The 18,356-nt window shown below is 51.7% G+C and carries 11 protein-coding genes; 6 read left to right on the forward strand and 5 right to left on the reverse strand.

The window, feature by feature from the left end; all coding sequences use genetic code 11:
- The first annotated feature begins 4 nt into the window (after positions 1 to 4).
- Together P8N76_27865 and P8N76_27870 are read left to right on the forward strand one after the other, a co-directional pair.
- Complete coding sequence (locus P8N76_27865) at positions 5 to 1,060, forward strand: MBL fold metallo-hydrolase (protein ID MDG2385518.1); 1,056 nt, start codon at positions 5 to 7, stop codon at positions 1,058 to 1,060.
- A 4-nt stretch (positions 1,061 to 1,064) separates the two neighbouring features.
- Positions 1,065 to 1,781 (forward strand): class I SAM-dependent methyltransferase, encoded by a 717-nt coding sequence (locus P8N76_27870; GenBank protein ID MDG2385519.1) that lies wholly within the window; start codon positions 1,065 to 1,067, stop codon positions 1,779 to 1,781.
- 57 nt (positions 1,782 to 1,838) lie between these two features.
- Here the strand turns inward: P8N76_27870 and rlmKL are convergent, their stop codons facing one another.
- The gene (gene rlmKL, locus P8N76_27875) at positions 1,839 to 4,001 is read right to left on the reverse strand and encodes a bifunctional 23S rRNA (guanine(2069)-N(7))-methyltransferase RlmK/23S rRNA (guanine(2445)-N(2))-methyltransferase RlmL (protein ID MDG2385520.1); all 2,163 of its coding nucleotides are present in this window, start codon (positions 3,999 to 4,001) and stop codon (positions 1,839 to 1,841) included.
- A 303-nt stretch (positions 4,002 to 4,304) separates the two neighbouring features.
- On the opposite strand from rlmKL, the gene P8N76_27880 reads away from it, so the two are divergent.
- From P8N76_27880 to P8N76_27890, 3 genes are all read left to right on the forward strand, one after another.
- Positions 4,305 to 5,390 carry a sugar-binding protein gene (locus tag P8N76_27880; protein ID MDG2385521.1) on the forward strand — a complete coding sequence of 362 codons (1,086 nt, stop codon included), beginning with the start codon at positions 4,305 to 4,307 and terminating at the stop codon, positions 5,388 to 5,390.
- A gap of 420 nt (positions 5,391 to 5,810) precedes the next feature.
- Positions 5,811 to 7,871 (forward strand): glycogen debranching protein GlgX, encoded by a 2,061-nt coding sequence (gene glgX / locus P8N76_27885; protein MDG2385522.1) that lies wholly within the window; start codon positions 5,811 to 5,813, stop codon positions 7,869 to 7,871.
- 119 nt (positions 7,872 to 7,990) lie between these two features.
- Positions 7,991 to 9,751, forward strand: a complete 1,761-nt coding sequence (locus tag P8N76_27890) for a PQQ-like beta-propeller repeat protein (protein ID MDG2385523.1) — start codon at positions 7,991 to 7,993, stop codon at positions 9,749 to 9,751.
- Positions 9,752 to 9,762: 11 nt separating this feature from the next.
- On the opposite strand, the gene P8N76_27895 is transcribed toward P8N76_27890, so the two are convergent.
- Together P8N76_27895 and P8N76_27900 are read right to left on the reverse strand one after the other, a co-directional pair.
- Positions 9,763 to 10,626 (reverse strand): ion transporter, encoded by an 864-nt coding sequence (locus P8N76_27895; GenBank protein MDG2385524.1) that lies wholly within the window; start codon positions 10,624 to 10,626, stop codon positions 9,763 to 9,765.
- 388 nt (positions 10,627 to 11,014) lie between these two features.
- Positions 11,015 to 11,215 (reverse strand): hypothetical protein, encoded by a 201-nt coding sequence (locus tag P8N76_27900; GenBank protein MDG2385525.1) that lies wholly within the window; start codon positions 11,213 to 11,215, stop codon positions 11,015 to 11,017.
- 181 nt (positions 11,216 to 11,396) lie between these two features.
- Between P8N76_27900 and P8N76_27905 the strand changes: the two genes are divergently transcribed.
- Positions 11,397 to 12,461, forward strand: coding sequence for a hypothetical protein (locus tag P8N76_27905; protein MDG2385526.1), 1,065 nt, complete (start codon positions 11,397 to 11,399; stop codon positions 12,459 to 12,461).
- Here P8N76_27905 and P8N76_27910 read toward each other — a convergent pair.
- Entirely contained in the window at positions 12,347 to 15,229 is a 2,883-nt protein-coding gene (locus tag P8N76_27910; GenBank protein ID MDG2385527.1) for a hypothetical protein, read from the reverse strand. The two genes, P8N76_27905 and P8N76_27910, sit on opposite strands and share 115 nt — an antisense overlap.
- Positions 15,230 to 15,250: 21 nt before the next feature.
- A complete protein-coding gene (locus tag P8N76_27915; GenBank protein MDG2385528.1) occupies positions 15,251 to 18,286 on the reverse strand; it encodes a pre-peptidase C-terminal domain-containing protein in 3,036 nt (1,011 codons plus the stop codon).
- Positions 18,287 to 18,356: the final 70 nt, after the last annotated feature.

Here is an 18,356-nt window from a genome sequence, read left to right on the forward strand (position 1 = left end):
CGAGATGCGAAAGCTTCCCCCCACCCTTGTTTTGCTTGTTCTGACTGTCAGTTTCGTTTCCGTTGCGGTTGCAGGCAAGTCGGACGGTCATCTCGACCTCTACTGGGTTGATGTCGAAGGCGGTGCCGCCACGCTTATCGTAACACCTCAGGACGAATGCGTATTGATCGACACAGGCAACCCGGGCCTGAGAGATTCCACAAGAGTTTCGAAGGTCGTGGGTAAAATCGCCGGCCTCCAAGCAATCGATCATTTAATCGTCACTCATTACCATCGTGATCATTACGGCGGAGCTGAAGTGCTTTCGTCGATGCTGCCCATCAAAAAGGTTTATGACAACGGCGTATTTGCCGGCATGCCGGATAATCCGGGAAAAGCTTATTTCAATTTCCGCTGTGACGAACGACATGTCATTCAACCGGGCGAGGCAATCGACCTGAAGCAAGCCGCTACCAAGACGACCGCACCGAAAGTGGAAATGGTGTGCTTGGGCGCTCGCAAGTCATTCGTCGATCCGACAAAAGTCGACGCCGCCCGCAATGAAAAGATGAAGAAACTCCATCGTGATAAAGACCGAGACGGCTCGGACAATGCCAACAGTATCGTCATGCTAGTTCGCTTTGGGCCATTTGAATTCTTTGACGGGGGGGATGTCACCTGGAACCAGGAAAAACAAATTGTTTATCCCTTCAATCTTCCGGGAGAGGTTGATGTCTATCAAGTCACCCACCACGGATTAGACAGTAGCAACAATCCAATTCTACTTTCATCACTGAAGCCGCGGGTGGCTATCATGAATAATGGACACACCAAGGGATGTATGCCCGAAGTGTTTGCAAATTTGAAAGCCACCCCTTCCATTGAAGCCATTTATCAGGTCCATAAGAACTTGCGCCCCGACGGTGTCGTGAACAACGTACCCGATGACTTTATCGCCAATCATCAAGACAGCAAAAATTGCCAAGGCCATTACATCAAGTTGTCTGTCGAACCGGACGGCGCTCACTACACGGTCGCGATCCCAGCGCACAACATCCAGCGTCGTTACAAAACGAAGTGATCCTATGAATACCCCATCGCTTGATCAAGTTAAGCAAGTCTTCGAACAGTGGTCGCTTTACGACGCGATCATTCAACACAACTACATGCGACACGCTGAATTGGTGGATCGGTTAAAGCAGTCCGTCAATGACCTACCCAAACCATTCGACATTCTCGATCTGGGCTGCGGCGACAGCTGGATCTCGGAACATATTTTCCCCTCGGAAATGGTCCACCATTACCACGGAATCGACCTTTCAGAAGCCGCCTTAAATAAAGCAGACAGTCAGTTAGCAGCTTGGCGCGGTCGAACCCAATTCACCTGTGGTGACATCAATACTTTCTTATCAGAAGCCGCAACCGAATCATGTTCGATCATCTTGATGAGTTATTCACTCCACCATCTCAGCAGTGAACAAAAACGACAGGTCTTTCACAGCGCCCATCGCGTTCTTCGTCAGGATGGACATTTGCTCTGGATCGATCTATTCAGACAAGACCAGGAAGATCGAGACACCTATTTGCACCGTCTTTGCAATCACATCCGTACCGATTGGACCGCATTAACTCCCGAGCAAAATCGTCAGGCGGTCGATCACGTAAACGCGTCCGATTTCCCGGAAAGCGAAGGCTGGATGCAAACCGAAACGAAACAGGCCGGCCTATCTCTCAGCCGCTGTATTTACCAAGACGTTTACTTCGGCGCTTGGGACTACCAAAAATCAGCATCGGAAACCTAGCGCGTCGCTCAACATGTTAAAAATCCCCATTGCTTAGGATGCAACAAGTCGTACAGCCTAAGAGACAAGCGTCATTTTCCAACAGCGATGAATTCGTTGATTGCGAAAGTCGGGTGGAATCGTTTGCTTGGTAATCTCACGTATCTGGAAATCCGCAAGTTCCGTATCAGCCAACTTAAAACGTCGAAAGTTAGTCGAAAAGAAGATCACACCTTGCGGAGACATGCGGCGTTTGACCTCGTGCAGAAGCGAGATATGGTCACGTTGCACTTCCCAATCTTGTTGATGATCTTTGCTATTGGAAAAAGTGGGAGGATCCACAACGGCCAAATCGAACTGACTATCGCCAGGTAAACACCGCAAGTAATCAATTGCGTCTGAGCGTACAAATCGCTGCTTCGGTCCCATCAGATTGTTCAACCTTAGATTTTCTTCTGCCCATTTCAGATAGGTATTGGATGAGTCAACGGTGACGCTCGAGTTGGCTCCACCCGCGATCGCGTAAGCGGTGAAACTGCCCGTATAGCCAAACAAATTCAGGAAACGGCAATTTCCCGCGCATTGCCGCACCAACTCTCGTGTCTGCCGATGATCCAAGAAGAGGCCCGTGTCCAGATAATCAGAAAGATTCACGCGAAACTTCAACCCGCCTTCATTTACGACTAGTGTTCGACCTTCCGAACTGCTCCGCTCGTACTGCGAACGACCACGTTGACGATCATGATATTTCATGTGGACATTCGACAAATCAACGTCGGTCACTTCGGCAGCCGTCTTGACCATCAAATCAAGCCAATCCGCGTGCTGGGCAACCGTTCGTTCATGTGGCCTGGCAAATTCTGCAATATGCAAATTGTCCTCATAGCGGTCGACAACCAATGGAACCTCTGGAACATCACGTTCGTAAAGACGATAGCAAGTGATCCCTCGACCTGGCCAACGTCGAAGGTGGCGGGCTCGTTTCATTAAACGATTCCGAAACTCAGTTGCCTGCCGCATTGCGGTTTGATCGACGCCACCGAAAACAGGCTCGATCGCAGACTTTGGCTTTTGGGGCTGGTCCATTTCCGTCGAATGGCCCGTCGAATGGCCCGTCGGATCCGGACCATGAAATTGGTAGTACTGACATTCGATGCGACCATTGTAAAGTTTTCGACGACGATCCGCCTGCTGACCAATAACGCGTTCGAAATCGACCAACGACGTGAGCACAAAATGCGACCAAGTCGGTAAACGCCGAAGCACCAGGGGAAAAGTCTTATAGAGCGGAAGCACTTCTTTACGATCACCAAGCCGACGTCCGTAAGGCGGATTACAGATCGTACAACCATACTTTCGTTTACTGGTCAAATCTTCAAACTTGATCTGCTGGAAGTGAATATCGTCTTCCACCCCTGCCGCCGCCGCATGGTTACGAGCCAGTTTCAGGTCTCGCCAACTGGCGTCAGTTCCCAGAATTCGTTCCTCAAGTTTCGGTAGAATCTGATCTTGGGCTTCATCGCGAGCTGCCTTCCAAACATCACTACTTACCATCGGCCATGATTCCGACACAAAAGAACGTTTCAGCCCAGGCGCTATCCGGCGACCAATCATGGCGGCTTCGATGGGAATCGTCCCTGTCCCACAAAAGGGATCAATCAACGGTCGATCCGGCTTCCAGAAACTTAAATTCACCAGCGCTGCCGCAAGCGTTTCACGTAACGGGGCAGGCCCAGTCGACGGACGGTATCCACGTTTGTGTAAACCAGAGCCCGTCGTATCAATCGACAAAGTCGCCATGTTATCTAGTAACGCAACTTCCACGGCATAGGTAGGCCCCGTTTCTGGCAATGTCGACAGTTGGTGGGCCGCTAATAGCTTATTTACAATCGCCTTCTTCACCATCCTCTGGCAAGCAGGAACACTCGACAGCTGTGACTTAACTGACTTGCCGTTTACAGGGAAAGCCCCGTCTTTGGATATCCACTCATGCCAGGGTAAGGCATTCGTCTGATCAAACAGCTCTCCAAAGTCATTCGCCTCAAAGCGACCGAGACAAATCAAAATTCGCTCGGCACATCTCAAAAACAAATTGGCGCGGCAGATCGCCTGGAAATCACCGGAAAACTGAATACGACCGGGATGCAATGTCCGGGGATCGTAACCGAGCTGTTTTAATTCTCGCTTGACGATTGCCTCTAATCCAAAGGCACAAGTTGCAATCAGGTCGACGGTCTGCATTTCCACTAGTTCCCTACCGATTCTCTACCGAAATCTTACCCAACCGTTTTTCGCCATTTCTCAAAATCCCACCCGGGAACGATGCTCTCGCTTACCGGTGATTGAATGGGCCGGGCCACCGATCCTGTTGTCAGGACGAGTTGCCAGGTTTCGCTGAAAAATCAGTCGGGGACGTCTACTTTTGATATCATACTTCTCTTATTTTCCATCGAAGTCGGATCACCGCAAGCACGGCATGAAACAACCCACTGTGCTAAACAACCCTTGCGTCGGGTCTGATCGCACTCACGAAAGAGAAAAAGAATGCAGGCTATTCCCTCCATACCGATACGAGCCATGTTGTTTGCCATCGGTCTAACCTGGATGTTTCCGGCCGTTTCACCGGCAGAAAAGCCCGACGCAGGCCCAATCCGAGCCGTCGTCACTCGAGCCAAATCCAGCATCACCGTCGACGGCAATTTGAAGGAATTCAAGCACGCGATCTGCACTCCTGTCGAATTTTTCCATCCCGATTTTAAAAATCGAGCAGCTCAATTTCTTTATCTTTGGGATGACGAAGCCTTCTACGTGGGCCTCCGTACATTGGATGAAAAGATGTTTTCACCCGTTGCCCCACTCTGGGAGGGCGATGCGGTCGAGTGGTATTTCGACACCCGGCGAGACGATTCGTTCTTGAATCAAAAATGGGGTAAGGGCTCGGTGCATTGCTTCTGGACTCCCATGAAACAAGATCAGCTCAACCCACGTTTTTGTCTTCGTCCTGGCTACCTTGATGCAATCCCAAAAACGGGGATCGAAGTCGCGGCTCGAACTTGGAAACATGGACTGGAAGTCGAGTTCAAGCTCCCCTGGGTTAACTTTCCCAAATTCGCGGCCAAAACTGGCGAAGTCATTGGCATTGACGCCGAACTCTCATACAGCGATGGCGGGCCGCGTTCCTACCGAAGCTTCGTCTTCGGCAGTCCACTTTCTGTACAGCAACCAGGAAACCTTGCCCGCGTCCGACTGATTGATGAATTCCGTGCTGAGGACTGGAAAACTTGCGCCGCAGTAATGATGCCCATTCGCATTGATACGGCTTGGTCACAGCCACAAAAACCTCAGGTCCAAGCTCGCATTGCCATGCCTCCCAATCACATGCAGGACATCGGAAAAGTAAGCTTCCAATTGTTCAATTTGCAGGGAAAGCTGCTGGGAGAATTCAGCGCGGAAGAAACCGAAACGATGCAAACCGAGGGAAACTTTGTTCGGCAGCTGGCTCAATGGCCGGCTGACTTCGCCGCCCCAGGAACCTACAACGTCGTTGCAGTGATTCACGATTCGGCGGGTGCAGAGATCGCTCGCGTAGCTCCACGATTTGTGAGTGTAAACTTGAATCAAGGTTATTAGTCGCTGCTGACCGTCCAGCCTGCGACAAACAACAGCCTCCTGACTGGGAAATCCACCCGAATCGCCATCTCACTTGATTCGCTCATCAAACCATTCGGCTTGGCGATAGAATCGGGAGGTCGTTGCAACGTACCATCGACTTGACGCGTCGCTGCAAAAAGCGGCGAGTTGTCAATGATGTCTCACAGTGCACGCCACGAAATTCGGTTCGTGATGTCATCTGCTTCTAAGTTGAAACACCGACCGACGATCTCGCATCGTCGACGCAAATTTCCTGAATAGATCGTCAATCGGAAGTTACGGATGTTATTCTGGACCACGGGTCCGGCAGATGTCGTTTGAGATTCGCACGGGAGCGTTGCGCGATGCTCCACGACCCATTCGAGCACGATTCCCTGACCCTTGCCGCTAACCACAGCTATGAGCAATGAATTCCTACCCGGTCGCAGTTTCCCCCTGGGAGCGACGGTTTATCCCACGGGCGCCAATTTCTCGGTCTACTCCAAGAATGCCAACTCACTTGAACTGCTATTCTTCGATCAGGCCGATGATGCGAAACCGTCACGTCGCATCCAGCTTCTCCCTAATCGACATCACCAGACATTTCATTATTGGCACGTTTTCGTACCAGGAATTACGGCAGGACAAATCTATGCCTATCGAGTCGATGGACCTTTCGCCCCAGAAGAAGGCCTTCGATTCGACAACACAAAACTGCTTCTCGACCCCTATGGACGCGGTGTTGCAGTCCCTGACAACTACGATCGATTAGCGGCCACGAGGGCCGAAGAAAACACGGCGACCGCCATGAAGAGCGTGGTTACGGATCCGTCTGCCTATGATTGGGAAGGCGACCAACCACTGAACACTCGATTTGCAAAAACAGTGATTTACGAAATGCATGTCGCTGCCTTCACCGCCCACCCCAATTCCGGCGTGGCAGCCAATCGACGTGGTACTTATGCCGGATTGATCGAAAAGATCCCCTACCTACAACAATTAGGAGTAACGGCTGTCGAACTGTTGCCCATCTTTCAATTCGACCCACAGGAAGCCCCGGATGGGCTGGTCAACTACTGGGGTTATAACCCGGTTTCATTTTTTGCTCCGCATGCGGGCTACAGCAGCTCCAACCATCCTTTACGCGCGATTAACGAGTTTCGCGACATGGTCAAAGCTCTACATCGATCCGGAATCGAAGTCATCCTGGACGTCGTCTACAACCACACCGCAGAGGGCAATGAATTCGGACCCACCTTTTGTTTCCGAGGTTTTGAAAACGACGCCTACTACATTCTGTCTCAAACACGTGACACCTACATGAACTATAGCGGCACGGGCAATTCGTTAAATGCGAACCATTCGATCGTGCGACGTCTAATTCTGGACAGCTTGCGTTACTGGGTCACCGAGATGCACGTAGACGGTTTCCGTTTCGATCTTGCATCCGTACTTTCTCGAAATATCAAAGGAAAGCCGGTCGCCAACCCGCCAATCTTGTGGGACATTGAAACCGACCCGATTCTGAGTGGAACGAAATTGATCGCCGAAGCATGGGATGCCGCGGGCCTGTATCAAGTAGGCAGCTTCTTTGGAGACCACTGGAAAGAATGGAACGGACAATTCCGCGACGACGTTCGACACTTCGTCAAAAGCGATCCCGGATATTCAGGGAAACTGGCCGCACGATTCCTTGCTAGCCCCGATATTTATGCTCACCAACCGCGGGAACCCGAGCGAAGCATCAATTTTGTCACCTGCCACGACGGCTTCACCATGCAGGACCTGGTGTCCTACAACGTGAAGCACAACTTAGCCAACCATGAAAACAATCAAGACGGTCACAATGACAACATCAGCTGGAATTGCGGTGTCGAAGGACCAACTGACGATCCAGAAATCATTCGACGACGTCAACGACAAGTAAAAAATCTCTTCACGATTAATTTGCTGGCGTTGGGAGTTCCCATGTTGCTGATGGGAGACGAGGCGGGGCGTACAAAAAATGGTAACAACAATACCTATTGCCACAACAATGAGTTGAATTGGTTCGATTGGAGCTTGCTGGAAACCAATGCCGATCTTCACCGATTCGTCCGAAGCCTGATTCAGTTTCGGCTGAGCCTGCCGATGCGACAAGGACCAAGACGATCACTCGCGGAACTCTTACAAAAAACCACCATCCAATGGCACGGAGTGCGTCTCGGGCAACCCGATTGGGGCGAGGCGTCGCGTACGCTTTCCTTTACTGTCGAAGGTTCTCGCGAGTGGTTTCATTTGATTCTGAATAGCTACTGGGAACCCCTTAGTTTCCAATTGCCCTCCCCTCCCAATCGATTTACAAACTGGTCTCGAGTGATCGATACTTTCCTTCCGTCGCCCGATGATTTCTGTGACCCAAGACAAGCACCCTCCGTTCGAGACGAAGAATATCTCGTCCATCCACGGTCGGTCATTCTCCTGGTCGCGAATCTCGAGTAATCGACTCAGTGCGGCATCTGTCTCGCGACTGCACGCAACGGGAAGAAGAAGAAAACCTCTGTCCGGTGGCTTTCGATTGCACCTTCTCATTCGTCGCATTTTCAGTACACTCGTCTTGCATGAATACAAAACTCGCCGATCAAGTAACGTCGATCCCACTACGTATTTGGCCCGCTGTGCTACTCCTTTCGAGCCTCTGGTTCGTGCGGACGTTGCCATCGATGATGGATGTCGATACGACCGTCTTCATGGCAAGCGTTTTCGTTCCGCTCATCTGCTCCGTTTTGATTCTCGTTTGGTGGGCCGCATTCAGCCGAGCAACAGCCAAGGAAAAAGCAGTCGGAATCACAGCAACGGCCCTAATCGCCGCAACGGCGATCGCCATCGCCGATAAGTCCATGCAGGGCTTCGGAGTTCTGATGTACGTCGTTCCTGGAGGGATGACAACGGTGACGCTCAGCATGATTCTCGGCCGAAAACTTTCTTCTACAGCCAGAACGACACTGGTCATCCTTGCTGCTCTGATCGGCTTTGGTACTTGGGACCTGGTTCGCAACGATGGCGTTTGGGGGGATTTTCGATCAAGTCGCAGTTGGCGTTGGACTCCTACGTCAGAAGATCTTTTCCTCGCGAGTCTCAAATCGAGGAAGATCTCAACCGATGCCCGTGGGCCTGCACTGGGAACCAGCATTTCGCCATGGCCATCATTTCGAGGAGCTGAACGTAATGGAGTGCAGCCGGAAGTCAGCTTGGCAGAAAACTGGAAATCGACTCCGCCTCGTGAACGCTGGCGATCGCAATGCGGCCCAGGTTGGTCCTCCTTCAGCGTAGCGGGCAATCAATTATTCACACAGGAGCAGCGAGGCACCAATGAAGTCGTTGTTTGCTACGATACCGAAACCGGTCGGGAAATATGGGCCACGGAATACCCGTCGCGTTTCTGGGAAGCCGTTGCAGGACCGGGGCCACGCGCCACACCAACATTTCATGAAGGTAAAGTTTATGCGTTAGGCGCTGAAGGGATAGTTCACCGAATGGATGCCATGAACGGCACTGTCGAGTGGCAAACGGATCTTCGCGATATCCGCCCGAAACCACCGACGTGGGGTTTTTCATCATCTCCGCTGATCTTTGAGGATTTGGTGATTGTCCATGCCGGCGGACCAAGCGGTCAGGGGATTGTCGCATTCGATATTGAATCAGGTCAACAACGTTGGTCGGCGCCCAGTGGTGACCACAGCTATAGTTCGCCCCAACTCATGTCAGTCGGTGGGAATACTCAACTGCTAATGCTCTGTAATGAAGGTTTGACAGCCTATGATCCAACCGACGGAGAAGTAGTCTGGAAACATGAATGGCCTTATGAGGGTTACCGCGTACTCCAGCCTTTAGTAGTGGATAAAAGCAGCGTGCTACTTGGCACGGGCATGGGAACCGGCACGCGTCGTATCGACTTGATTCAGGACGATGAGGGCAATTTCCAAGCTTCAGAACGTTGGACAACACGAGACATAAAGCCTGACTACAACGACTTCGTCGCCCATGACGGATATCTTTATGGCTTCGATAAGAACATCTTCGCTTGTGTCGATCTTAAAACGGGCGAACGGCGTTGGAAAAAGGGAAGATACGGTCACGGCCAAGTGCTCCTATTGCCCAATGCAGAGCAGTTACTCGTATTAAGTGAAAGCGGAGAGCTTGTGCTGCTCAGGACCAATCCGGAGCAACTGGAAGAACTGAGTCAAATCCAAGTCTTGAACAGCAAAACATGGAACCATCCAGTACTTATTGGAAACCGACTCTACGTTCGTAACGGCGAAGAGATAGCCTGTTTTGAAATGCCATTACAGTCTTCCGCAAGCCAGAAAATGCAAGAATAGTTTCAGCCCATTCACGCCAAACTTTCCCCACAATACTTACAGAAACGAGCATTGTAATCATGCCCGCTTCCAGAGCAGGAGCGACAGGCCTGCGTCGAAACATTAAGGGTCTGGCCTCGGATCACCTCAACCGAAAAAATCGCGACTGGAACAATGATCATGCTGTAACCAATCAGCATCGCCAACGCAGCCATGAATTGCCCCAAAACCGTTTGCGGTGCCATATCTCCGTAGCCGACCGTCGTTACCGTCACAATGGCCCAATAAACACTGATCGGGATGTTGGTAAACTTATTCCCGGGGTCAGGATTGTCGGGATCCGGATTTTCGACAACGTAAATCGCAGTTCCCAAGATTAAGACCATCGTAACGACGACCATCAAGAACACAATAATTTTCACCCGAGTCTCAAGAATCGCGGCGACAAGAACTTTAGTTTCTGCAACGTAGGGTCCCATCTTAAATACGTGAAACACCCGCAATAGACGTAGTGACCTCAGCACCATCCAATACTCGGGACCGTGCACGAACAGCGCGAAGTAGCCAGGCACGATCGCCAACAAATCAACAATGCCAAAAAAACTATAAACATATCGCAAGGGTCGGCGGACACACGAAACTCGCAAAATGTATTCAATCGTAAATAGAAGGGTAATACCCACACTCGCGATATCAAGCTGAGTACCCCATCGATCACGAACGGGCTTGATGCTTTCGAGCAGCACCAGGGCAACACTGAACAGAATGGCGACTAGCAAGGCCTCATCGAACAACTTTCCCAACGGTGTGTCTGCCTCAAAAATAATCTCGTGCAGCCACCTGCGCTTGGAACCTGACTCAGTCGACGCCTGATCCCGTTTCGATTTACCACTCATTCCTTGAACTCGCTTACGAAATCCACAACCGGATGTTTGTGTCAACGTCCTATCCTGGCTCAAGCGGGCAAATCATACCAGAGCAACTCGGTAATTGTACTCGGATGCTCTTTGTTCTTACGGCTCAGAGTCGTTTCCGAGCGAAAACTCAAAAACCGAGAATCGGACGAGGTGGGAAAGTCTGGAAAGCTATCGGAACCCAACGTCAAACCCAACGTCAAACCCAACGACCCGGTGGCAGCGAAGAGAGAGGTCGGCGATGCGCAACAAGTGCCCGTCGCGGTGCAGCGTGCCCGCGGCATCCCATCATGGTCGCAAGAACCCTGTTCTGGAGTACGAAACAAAGCTGCAGAGATGTTTGCAACCCAAGAGTCCCGCCACCCACGACTTAAACGCGGTCCAACATCGTCGCAAAGATCCCCAACAGGGCACCGAGTGAAGCACCAACCAAAAAACCAATCGCGGTGGTATTTTCAACTCGCATGTTGGTATTACCCTTACCAAAAATTGCTAAAAGGCCTCCAACCAACGAACCGATCAGGCCACCGGCACCAGCAATCACAAGTACTTTGATTAAATTAGCATCCATGTTTGGAGGATAGCCTGCTTGTCGAATCAGGTAAAGACTCGTAACGAAAACTGTCGTTAGCGTTATTTACCAACATACGGATCACTCAAAATCTCGATCAGCGACCTAGCAGTCCGAGCACACACCTGATCTGCAACCGGCAGTCACTGTGCTATGATTGGATCAAAAGGACGAGTCGAAAATGATCTTGGAAATACTAGCCATTTTATTGCTGTCAATCCACTTGCTATTAGTGAATATTGCCTCGGCAGCGCCTCTGTTCTGCATTTACCTTGAGCGGCAAGTTGAAAACCGAGCAGCTTTGTATTTGGGTAGAAGATTGGCGATTGCCTCAATCATCACCTTAATCAGCGGAATCATCGTGGGCTTGCTACTCGGGTTTCTTTCCTGGGGATTTTCCGACGGCCAATTCGTCAGCATCTTGCCTCGATTCACGTGGAAAATCTCCTGGGGGATCGCAGAAATCTTTTTCTCGTTAGCCTGCATGGCGATCTACATCCGCATGTGGGATCGGAGTGCGGTCCATCGAAAATCAGTATTCCTTCATCGCAGCCTTGCGATTCTGGCATCGACCAATCTTCTGTACCACTTCCCGTCTTTGTTCGGTGCGATGACCTACGTGGCTCGGAACCATGCGCGGTTTGGGGATTCCATCAGCACCGGTGAATTCCGCCGAATCGCCTATTCCAATGACGTCTTGCCAATGACCGTCCATTTCTTGTTCGCATCGATCGCCGTAACGGGAGTCTACGTCATGTGCCAGACCCTTGGAAATAATGCTGATCAAGCAGGAACCACCCTCTCGGAACGCAACCGGATTCGACAAGGTTCCGCCCGCATCGCGTTAGCCGCGACACTATTTCAAATTATTGTTGGCACTTGGCTACTCGTCAAAACAGAACCACTACAGCAGAACCGTCTGCTGGGGGACAATTTATTTGCGACGAGTTCACTCGGCACCTCGGTCTTGCTGACGTTTGTCTTGTGTCACTTTCTCGCGACCGCATCGTTTGGAGAGGATGCACCAGAAAACGTTCGCCGATCAGCGTACGTGATCGTGATCGTGGTAGTCCTGATGACCGCGGCCTTGCGTCAGAGTCGCGGCAGCGATCTAGCGCGCATGGGGAGTGATCAGGGAGCAGCGTGCTCAATCGGTTCTTTACCGTCGGAATCCACCATCCGCACCACGCTGTCGTGCCCGGCAAAGACGACCGTATCACCTGTACGATTACTGCTCACCGCATAGAGAAAATCCTGAGCCTTTCCGATTCCGTCACGGGCTCCTTCGGTGTTACATCGATAGAGAGATTGATCACCACAAGCAGCAAAGAAGCGATTGGTCGATCCTGAAAAGTCTAGCGCCGTCACTTCTTTACCAAAGCCTTGGATCGTCTTGATTTGCGATCCGTTATTGAAATCCCAAACCTTGACCACTTTATCGGCTCCGGCTGTCGCCAGCACCCGTCCATCGGCTTGCCAAGCGACATCGAGAACGTGATGTGTATGCCCCTCAAACGTTTTTGCAAGCTCCCCGGTCTCAACGTCAAATACTTTCATAAATCGGTCAGCTCCGCAGCTAGCCAAGCGTTGACCATCTGGTGAAAACGCGACACCGAAAACAGTATCGCTGTGGGCATCCACCAATTCCTTGACGATCGCCCCATCCTTGACGCTCACAATCTTTAGTTCACCAATACGCGAAGGTTCTCCTCCTCCCACAGCCAGATGGTTACCGTCGGGACTGAAGGCCAAGGCGGTAACACGATCCTGAAAAGGCGAGTCTCCCTCGGGGGAACCGATGACCTGACTGAGTTCCCAACGTGGCAGCAAACTCCACGCTTGCTTGGCCCCGTTCGCATTGATCGAAAAGAGATTTGTTGCATCGACAGAGTGGAGTGCCAATGGTGCCACTTCACCCATTTTAATTTGCTGCTGGAGGCTGCCATCATCTGCCTGACAGACGAACAGACTTCCGTCGGTCGATCCAACGGCAAAATGTGATCCATCGGCCGTCATCACCAAACAGTTGGCTTGCAACTGGAACTCTTGATCGGACTTTTCAGCTGCCTTGAATTCAGCTTCCTTTGTTTTCACAAACTCTTCCGATCCAGTCACTGCGATTTTCAACGGTTCCAGTGCTTGACCGGCATTCGTCAAAGCTGTTTTCGCTCGTTCCAAAGATCGCTTTGAAGATTCCAAGCTACGTTGAGCGGTCACAAGTTCATCAGCCGTTTTCTTGGCATTTTTCGTCGCTTCATCGAGTTTCTTTTTAGACTCTTCCACTGCTTTTGTTGACTTCGCCAGATTCGCAGCCGCTTCCTTGTCATCCTCTTCTGCTTCGGTGGCTTTCGCAGCTTCGACCGCTTTTTGCATTTCTGTTTGCTGATCGACCGCGGTCTGATGTTCTTTTTCAGCAGCCTTCTTTGCCTCTTCGCCCTTGGTAGCTGCCTCCTGCTTTTTCGTTAACTCTTCATTCGTTTTCTTGAGAGTCTCTTCAACCTTTTTGAGATTTTCCTCTTCTTGCTTCTTCCGTTTCTCACCCGCCTCCAAATCTTTTTTGCCATTCTCCACATGCCGCTGTGCGACTTCAAATTCGAATCGATGTCGGCGATGCGTTTCATTCAATCGCAGATTGGTTGTCAAGCTGGCAATTTCGCCGCCGTCACTCAACTTCCAGACTTTCGTCGCCGAATCGTCACCCCCGGTTACACATTTCGAGCCATCGGGAGAGACGGCCAAACAGCTCACCGGTCCGCCATGGTTTAATTGACGCGTTTCTTTGAAATTATTGAGATCCCAAAGACGAACAGAGCCATCTCCACTGGCCGATAGCAAGCCGGCTTGGCCGACGGCGGCAATCGCCGTGACGGGTCCCGTATGGCCTTCAAGTGTCCCGGCCAGCGAGAGCTGCTTGGAATCCGGTTCCCATTGCCAAATCTGTATCGCAGGATCCTCTCCAGCAATCACAATTCGATTGCCGAGCCAAACAATTGCCTTGGCGGGGCCGTTCAATTCAACTTGCCCTAATTCGGCCTGACCATCGAGAGCCGAGATCTTCAACACTTTGCCCTCTGCTGCCGTCGCCAAATGCTGGCTGTCCGGACTGATGGCAACTGCCTGCACCGCAGTGGAGTGCGGCATCCAATCTGCGATTCGTTCATCACCTCGCCAGGCCACCAACTTTCCACTTGTGTCAGCAACCACGGTCAGCATGCCATCCTGACTCACTGCGACCAGTGAGGGAGCTTGCTCAACTAACTGTTGTTCGGAAACCAAAGAAGGCACTCGCTGCCAGATTTTGACCGTCCGAAATCCCCCCGATGCAATTTGGGACCCATCCGGATTGAAGGCAAGCGATTGGACCATATCAAGATGAGCCACGCCAGGTTTCGCCGTCGGTTGCGTTTGCACCAACTCGTCATCCGACAAGCGACCTAGCTCTGCTTGGCCTCGATAGAGAAAGACTTGGTTGGCACGTCCGGCGGCCACAAATTGACCATTCGCCGACATTGCCACCGAATACACGGGATTCACTCCGGGTGGCAACGGTTGCCATTGAATCGATTCCGCCACCGCATCGGCATCCGCCTTGGCACCTTGATCAATCCAGAGCTTGAGCAAGCCGAGCTCTGCGGATGAAAAGTTATCCGCATCCGCATCGTTATCCTCGGGCGGCATGATCGGCTCCGACAAATGTGCCGCCACAGCAAGCATCAAGCTCTCTTTACTGTCGCCGGGAATCACCGCCGGTCCTTCCGCACCCCCTTTGAGTATCGAAGCAGGTGTTTCGAGTACCAAATCACTTTCCGCATCGGTCTGATTGTGACAGGCCAAACATTTCTGACGCAGCACCGGTAAGATTTCGTTCTGGAACGAAACCTCGTCGTCGCGTTCAATGTTTGCAATCTCAATCCCTTCAGCGACCGCGTAGGCGTCACCAACAAGGAACAGAAACGGTGTAAGCAGCAACAGTATTGCATTCCGGCAAGCGGAGTTTTCGCAAGTCATCTTCATGGATTGCTTTCCAACAAGTCCCTATTGGATGTGTAAAACCAAAGAAGTTTCATCTTCAATATTCAGGTCATTAAACTTGAGCTTTGTTTTAATTTGGCAGCGGTGATCTCCCTTTGCCACATCCTTGGGCAAAGCAATTTTGATGACGCCACTCGTCTGATCCTTCGGCAGAATGAGTGGTTCCACGGAAACACCTTTCACGGCATCGGGCAGAGCCATTTCGATTTGAACAGAATCAGCAAAGCCAAACCGTCGAGCGATGGAAATGGGAAGCTCAGCGGTTGCCTCAGGCTGCATGGTCAAATCGCTCGAAGACAAAGTCGTCGTGACCGGCGATTTGTGAATTTCCAGGGTAACCGGTGTCGAATCGACCCAAGCATTCACCTCTTTTACCCCGAGGTTTTTCTTCTGTTCTTCGACGCGTTTGTCAAGCGTTTGTTTATGAGCCTCAGCTCGCTTACGTTTTTCTACAACTGCGTCGCGCAGCTTTTTCACTCGGGGAACATCTTTCCGAGCGAGCTCTAATTGCGTTTGAACCTCTGACAATCGCTGAGAAACTTGCTCCAAGGCGGACTTAGCACTGTTCAACTGCCCAAGCGACTGATTGGCCGCGGCTTGAGCCTGATCCACGATCTGGGCAAGGTCTTGATCACTCCCACTAGAGCTTGCTGCTGCGTGAAATAGCTTCACTTGTTCGGTCGCCGTTTTAGCAGCGGCGACGGCCGCCGCGAGAGCCGAATTCGCTGATTGCTGCACACCATCAAATCGCTTGAGCTGCTCGGCTCGATCCGCGACATGCTTTTCTGCGGTGGCCAATTCGGTTGAATAGCCTTTTTCATCAGTCGCTAGTTTTGCGAGCACTTGCTCGAAATCCTTCCGATCTTGTTCCGCCTGTTCGATCGCAGAGGCGTTTCTGGCATAATCGATTTTGACCTTTCCACGCATAAAAAACGTGTGGGTTCCCAACGGAACTTTCTCACTATTCAGAGCCAACTCCAACTTGCCTTCTTTGGAGTCAGGAGCCAGCTTAAGCTCTTGGGGCTTGATCTCATTGGAGTCAACAATCGCCGCCAATGACAATTCCCCTTTAACGGTCGCTGCCTTATCGTATTCGAGCGGAATTTGAACTTTTGCACCCCGACTCGTCTCAATCAGCCGTTGCCCCATCGTTACGACGATGGGAGCAGGATCATCCGCCGGCACGGCGAGGACAAAATCGTGCATCAACCGAGAAGGAGGGCGGCTGTTTTGGACATCGCCCGTGTCGGCCAGGAGGACGGCAGCGCGGGCCGTTCTTTCCAGCTTTTGGTCGCCAATTTCAGCCTCTCCCACGATCTGAATCGCACCGGTCCATGCTGGCGCGTCCTTTGTCGCGTGGAGCATTAGAATCCCATGATTCTGTGCCGCCTCGATCGCTGAGGTTTCTGCGGTGACTCCAACGGGCAAACCCTCGACGCGCAGCTTAATCGCTCCCGCCATCCCATTGCGCCGGATCGCATCGACATAAACGGACAGGTTTCCTCCACGGCGTAGAGTCGCACTCGCTGCCTCGATTTTTTTGTCATTATCAACCGCTTGTCGCTGCGTCCATGCGATCAGCTGAAAGCTCTCCGTCTGCGGACGAATCTGCAGACGATAATTAAGTCGGGGATCATCGCGTGAACCTCCATAAAGATCACGCACACCCACCCGATAAAATCCATCCTGATCAGCGGTAAAGCTAACCTCAGGATCTTGATGGGCAACATCCAGAGCGCGAGGAAGCTTAAGACGGTAACGGTTTTGATCAAAGCTCGCATCATCCTGGGTCGAGACTTGGCTCACCTGCTCGTCGCCTTTTGCATCCTGCGAGACCTTCTGCACATAAATCTCCGGGTCTGTGGCCAACCCCAGCCGATTACTAATGACACGAATCTGATAACGCTTGCCCTTCTCCACCCGAAAAGCAACCCAATCTTGGTCACGTCGCGGGTAGAACTGTCCCACATATTCAGTCGGAATTTGGACCTCTTGAGCCTTCGTCGGCAAGTTATTGTCGCCTTGCTCAATTGTCACGGGCAATTCGGCGCGGCCGATCCGGACTGGATTTGAGAGTCCTTGGGGGCTATCCCATTGAAAAACAAAGTCGGATTGCTCGTGGCTCCTTGCCTCACCCACTGCCGAACTGAAGTTCGCAGCGTTCGCCGGCGGTACATAGACTCGGATTGTTTGCTGTTGCAAGGGCAACGCTCCCAATTTGAATTCTGATTCTTGACCATCGGGCAGATTGGTTCCGAGCAATCGAAAGGTGCCGGATTTCCCCGGTTCGCTTACCGGCGGAATCACAGCTGCAATAAAAGGTTGAGTTCGCAACTCAACGCGGTAGAAGTGATCGGCTCCGCCAGCAAACACATGATCGTGCAAACCAAGCAGATAACTTCCGTCGGCCGGCGCCGTAAACTGCACAACCGGATCCACGACCTCTCGACTTCGGCGGAGTTGCTTTCCGGACGAATCATAAATGGTCAGTACAGGTTGCAACTTTGAATCGATCGAACGGGTCCGGCAGTCGATCACCACGGACTGACCTTGCTTTGCCTCGAAGCGAAAAAAATCAACCGTATTCGAGTCGGCTCGACCAAAGAGAGCTTGATCAACAGGCAAAGCCTGGGCCGTTTCCACTGATTTATTCTGTCCAGCTTCCAAAACCACGACATTCGTTTCGACGTGAAAGCTTCGAGGCGTCGAAGCCCCAAAGCGGCCGACGACTCGAACATCATAGCGGCCTGGTGGTACGTTTTCCGAAACTTCCACGTCAAACTGATTTGGAATCAGCACGGGTTTGGCATCAAATTCCCCCGGCGCATTTGTCCGCGCCGTACCCGTAATACCGGGATGCGAAAAGAGCAAATGGGTCCCTTCATCGAGATCCCGACCTGCTACGGTGACCGACTGATTCCCGCCAACGGCGGCTCCAGGCGGAAAGATCTGATTGAGTGTGGGATTGGGGAGTTGGGCTAACGAAGTTGTGCAAACTGTCAGCACGAGGGCAAAACACGGCAACCAGGAACTGTTCATCGTTGGAAAAACCTGTAATTTTGCATGATGGTGTGGAATGCCGGTCGTGATTTCGATGCCCACTTGTCGG

The organism is Pirellulaceae bacterium (genome assembly GCA_029243025.1).
Classification (GTDB): domain Bacteria; phylum Planctomycetota; class Planctomycetia; order Pirellulales; family Pirellulaceae.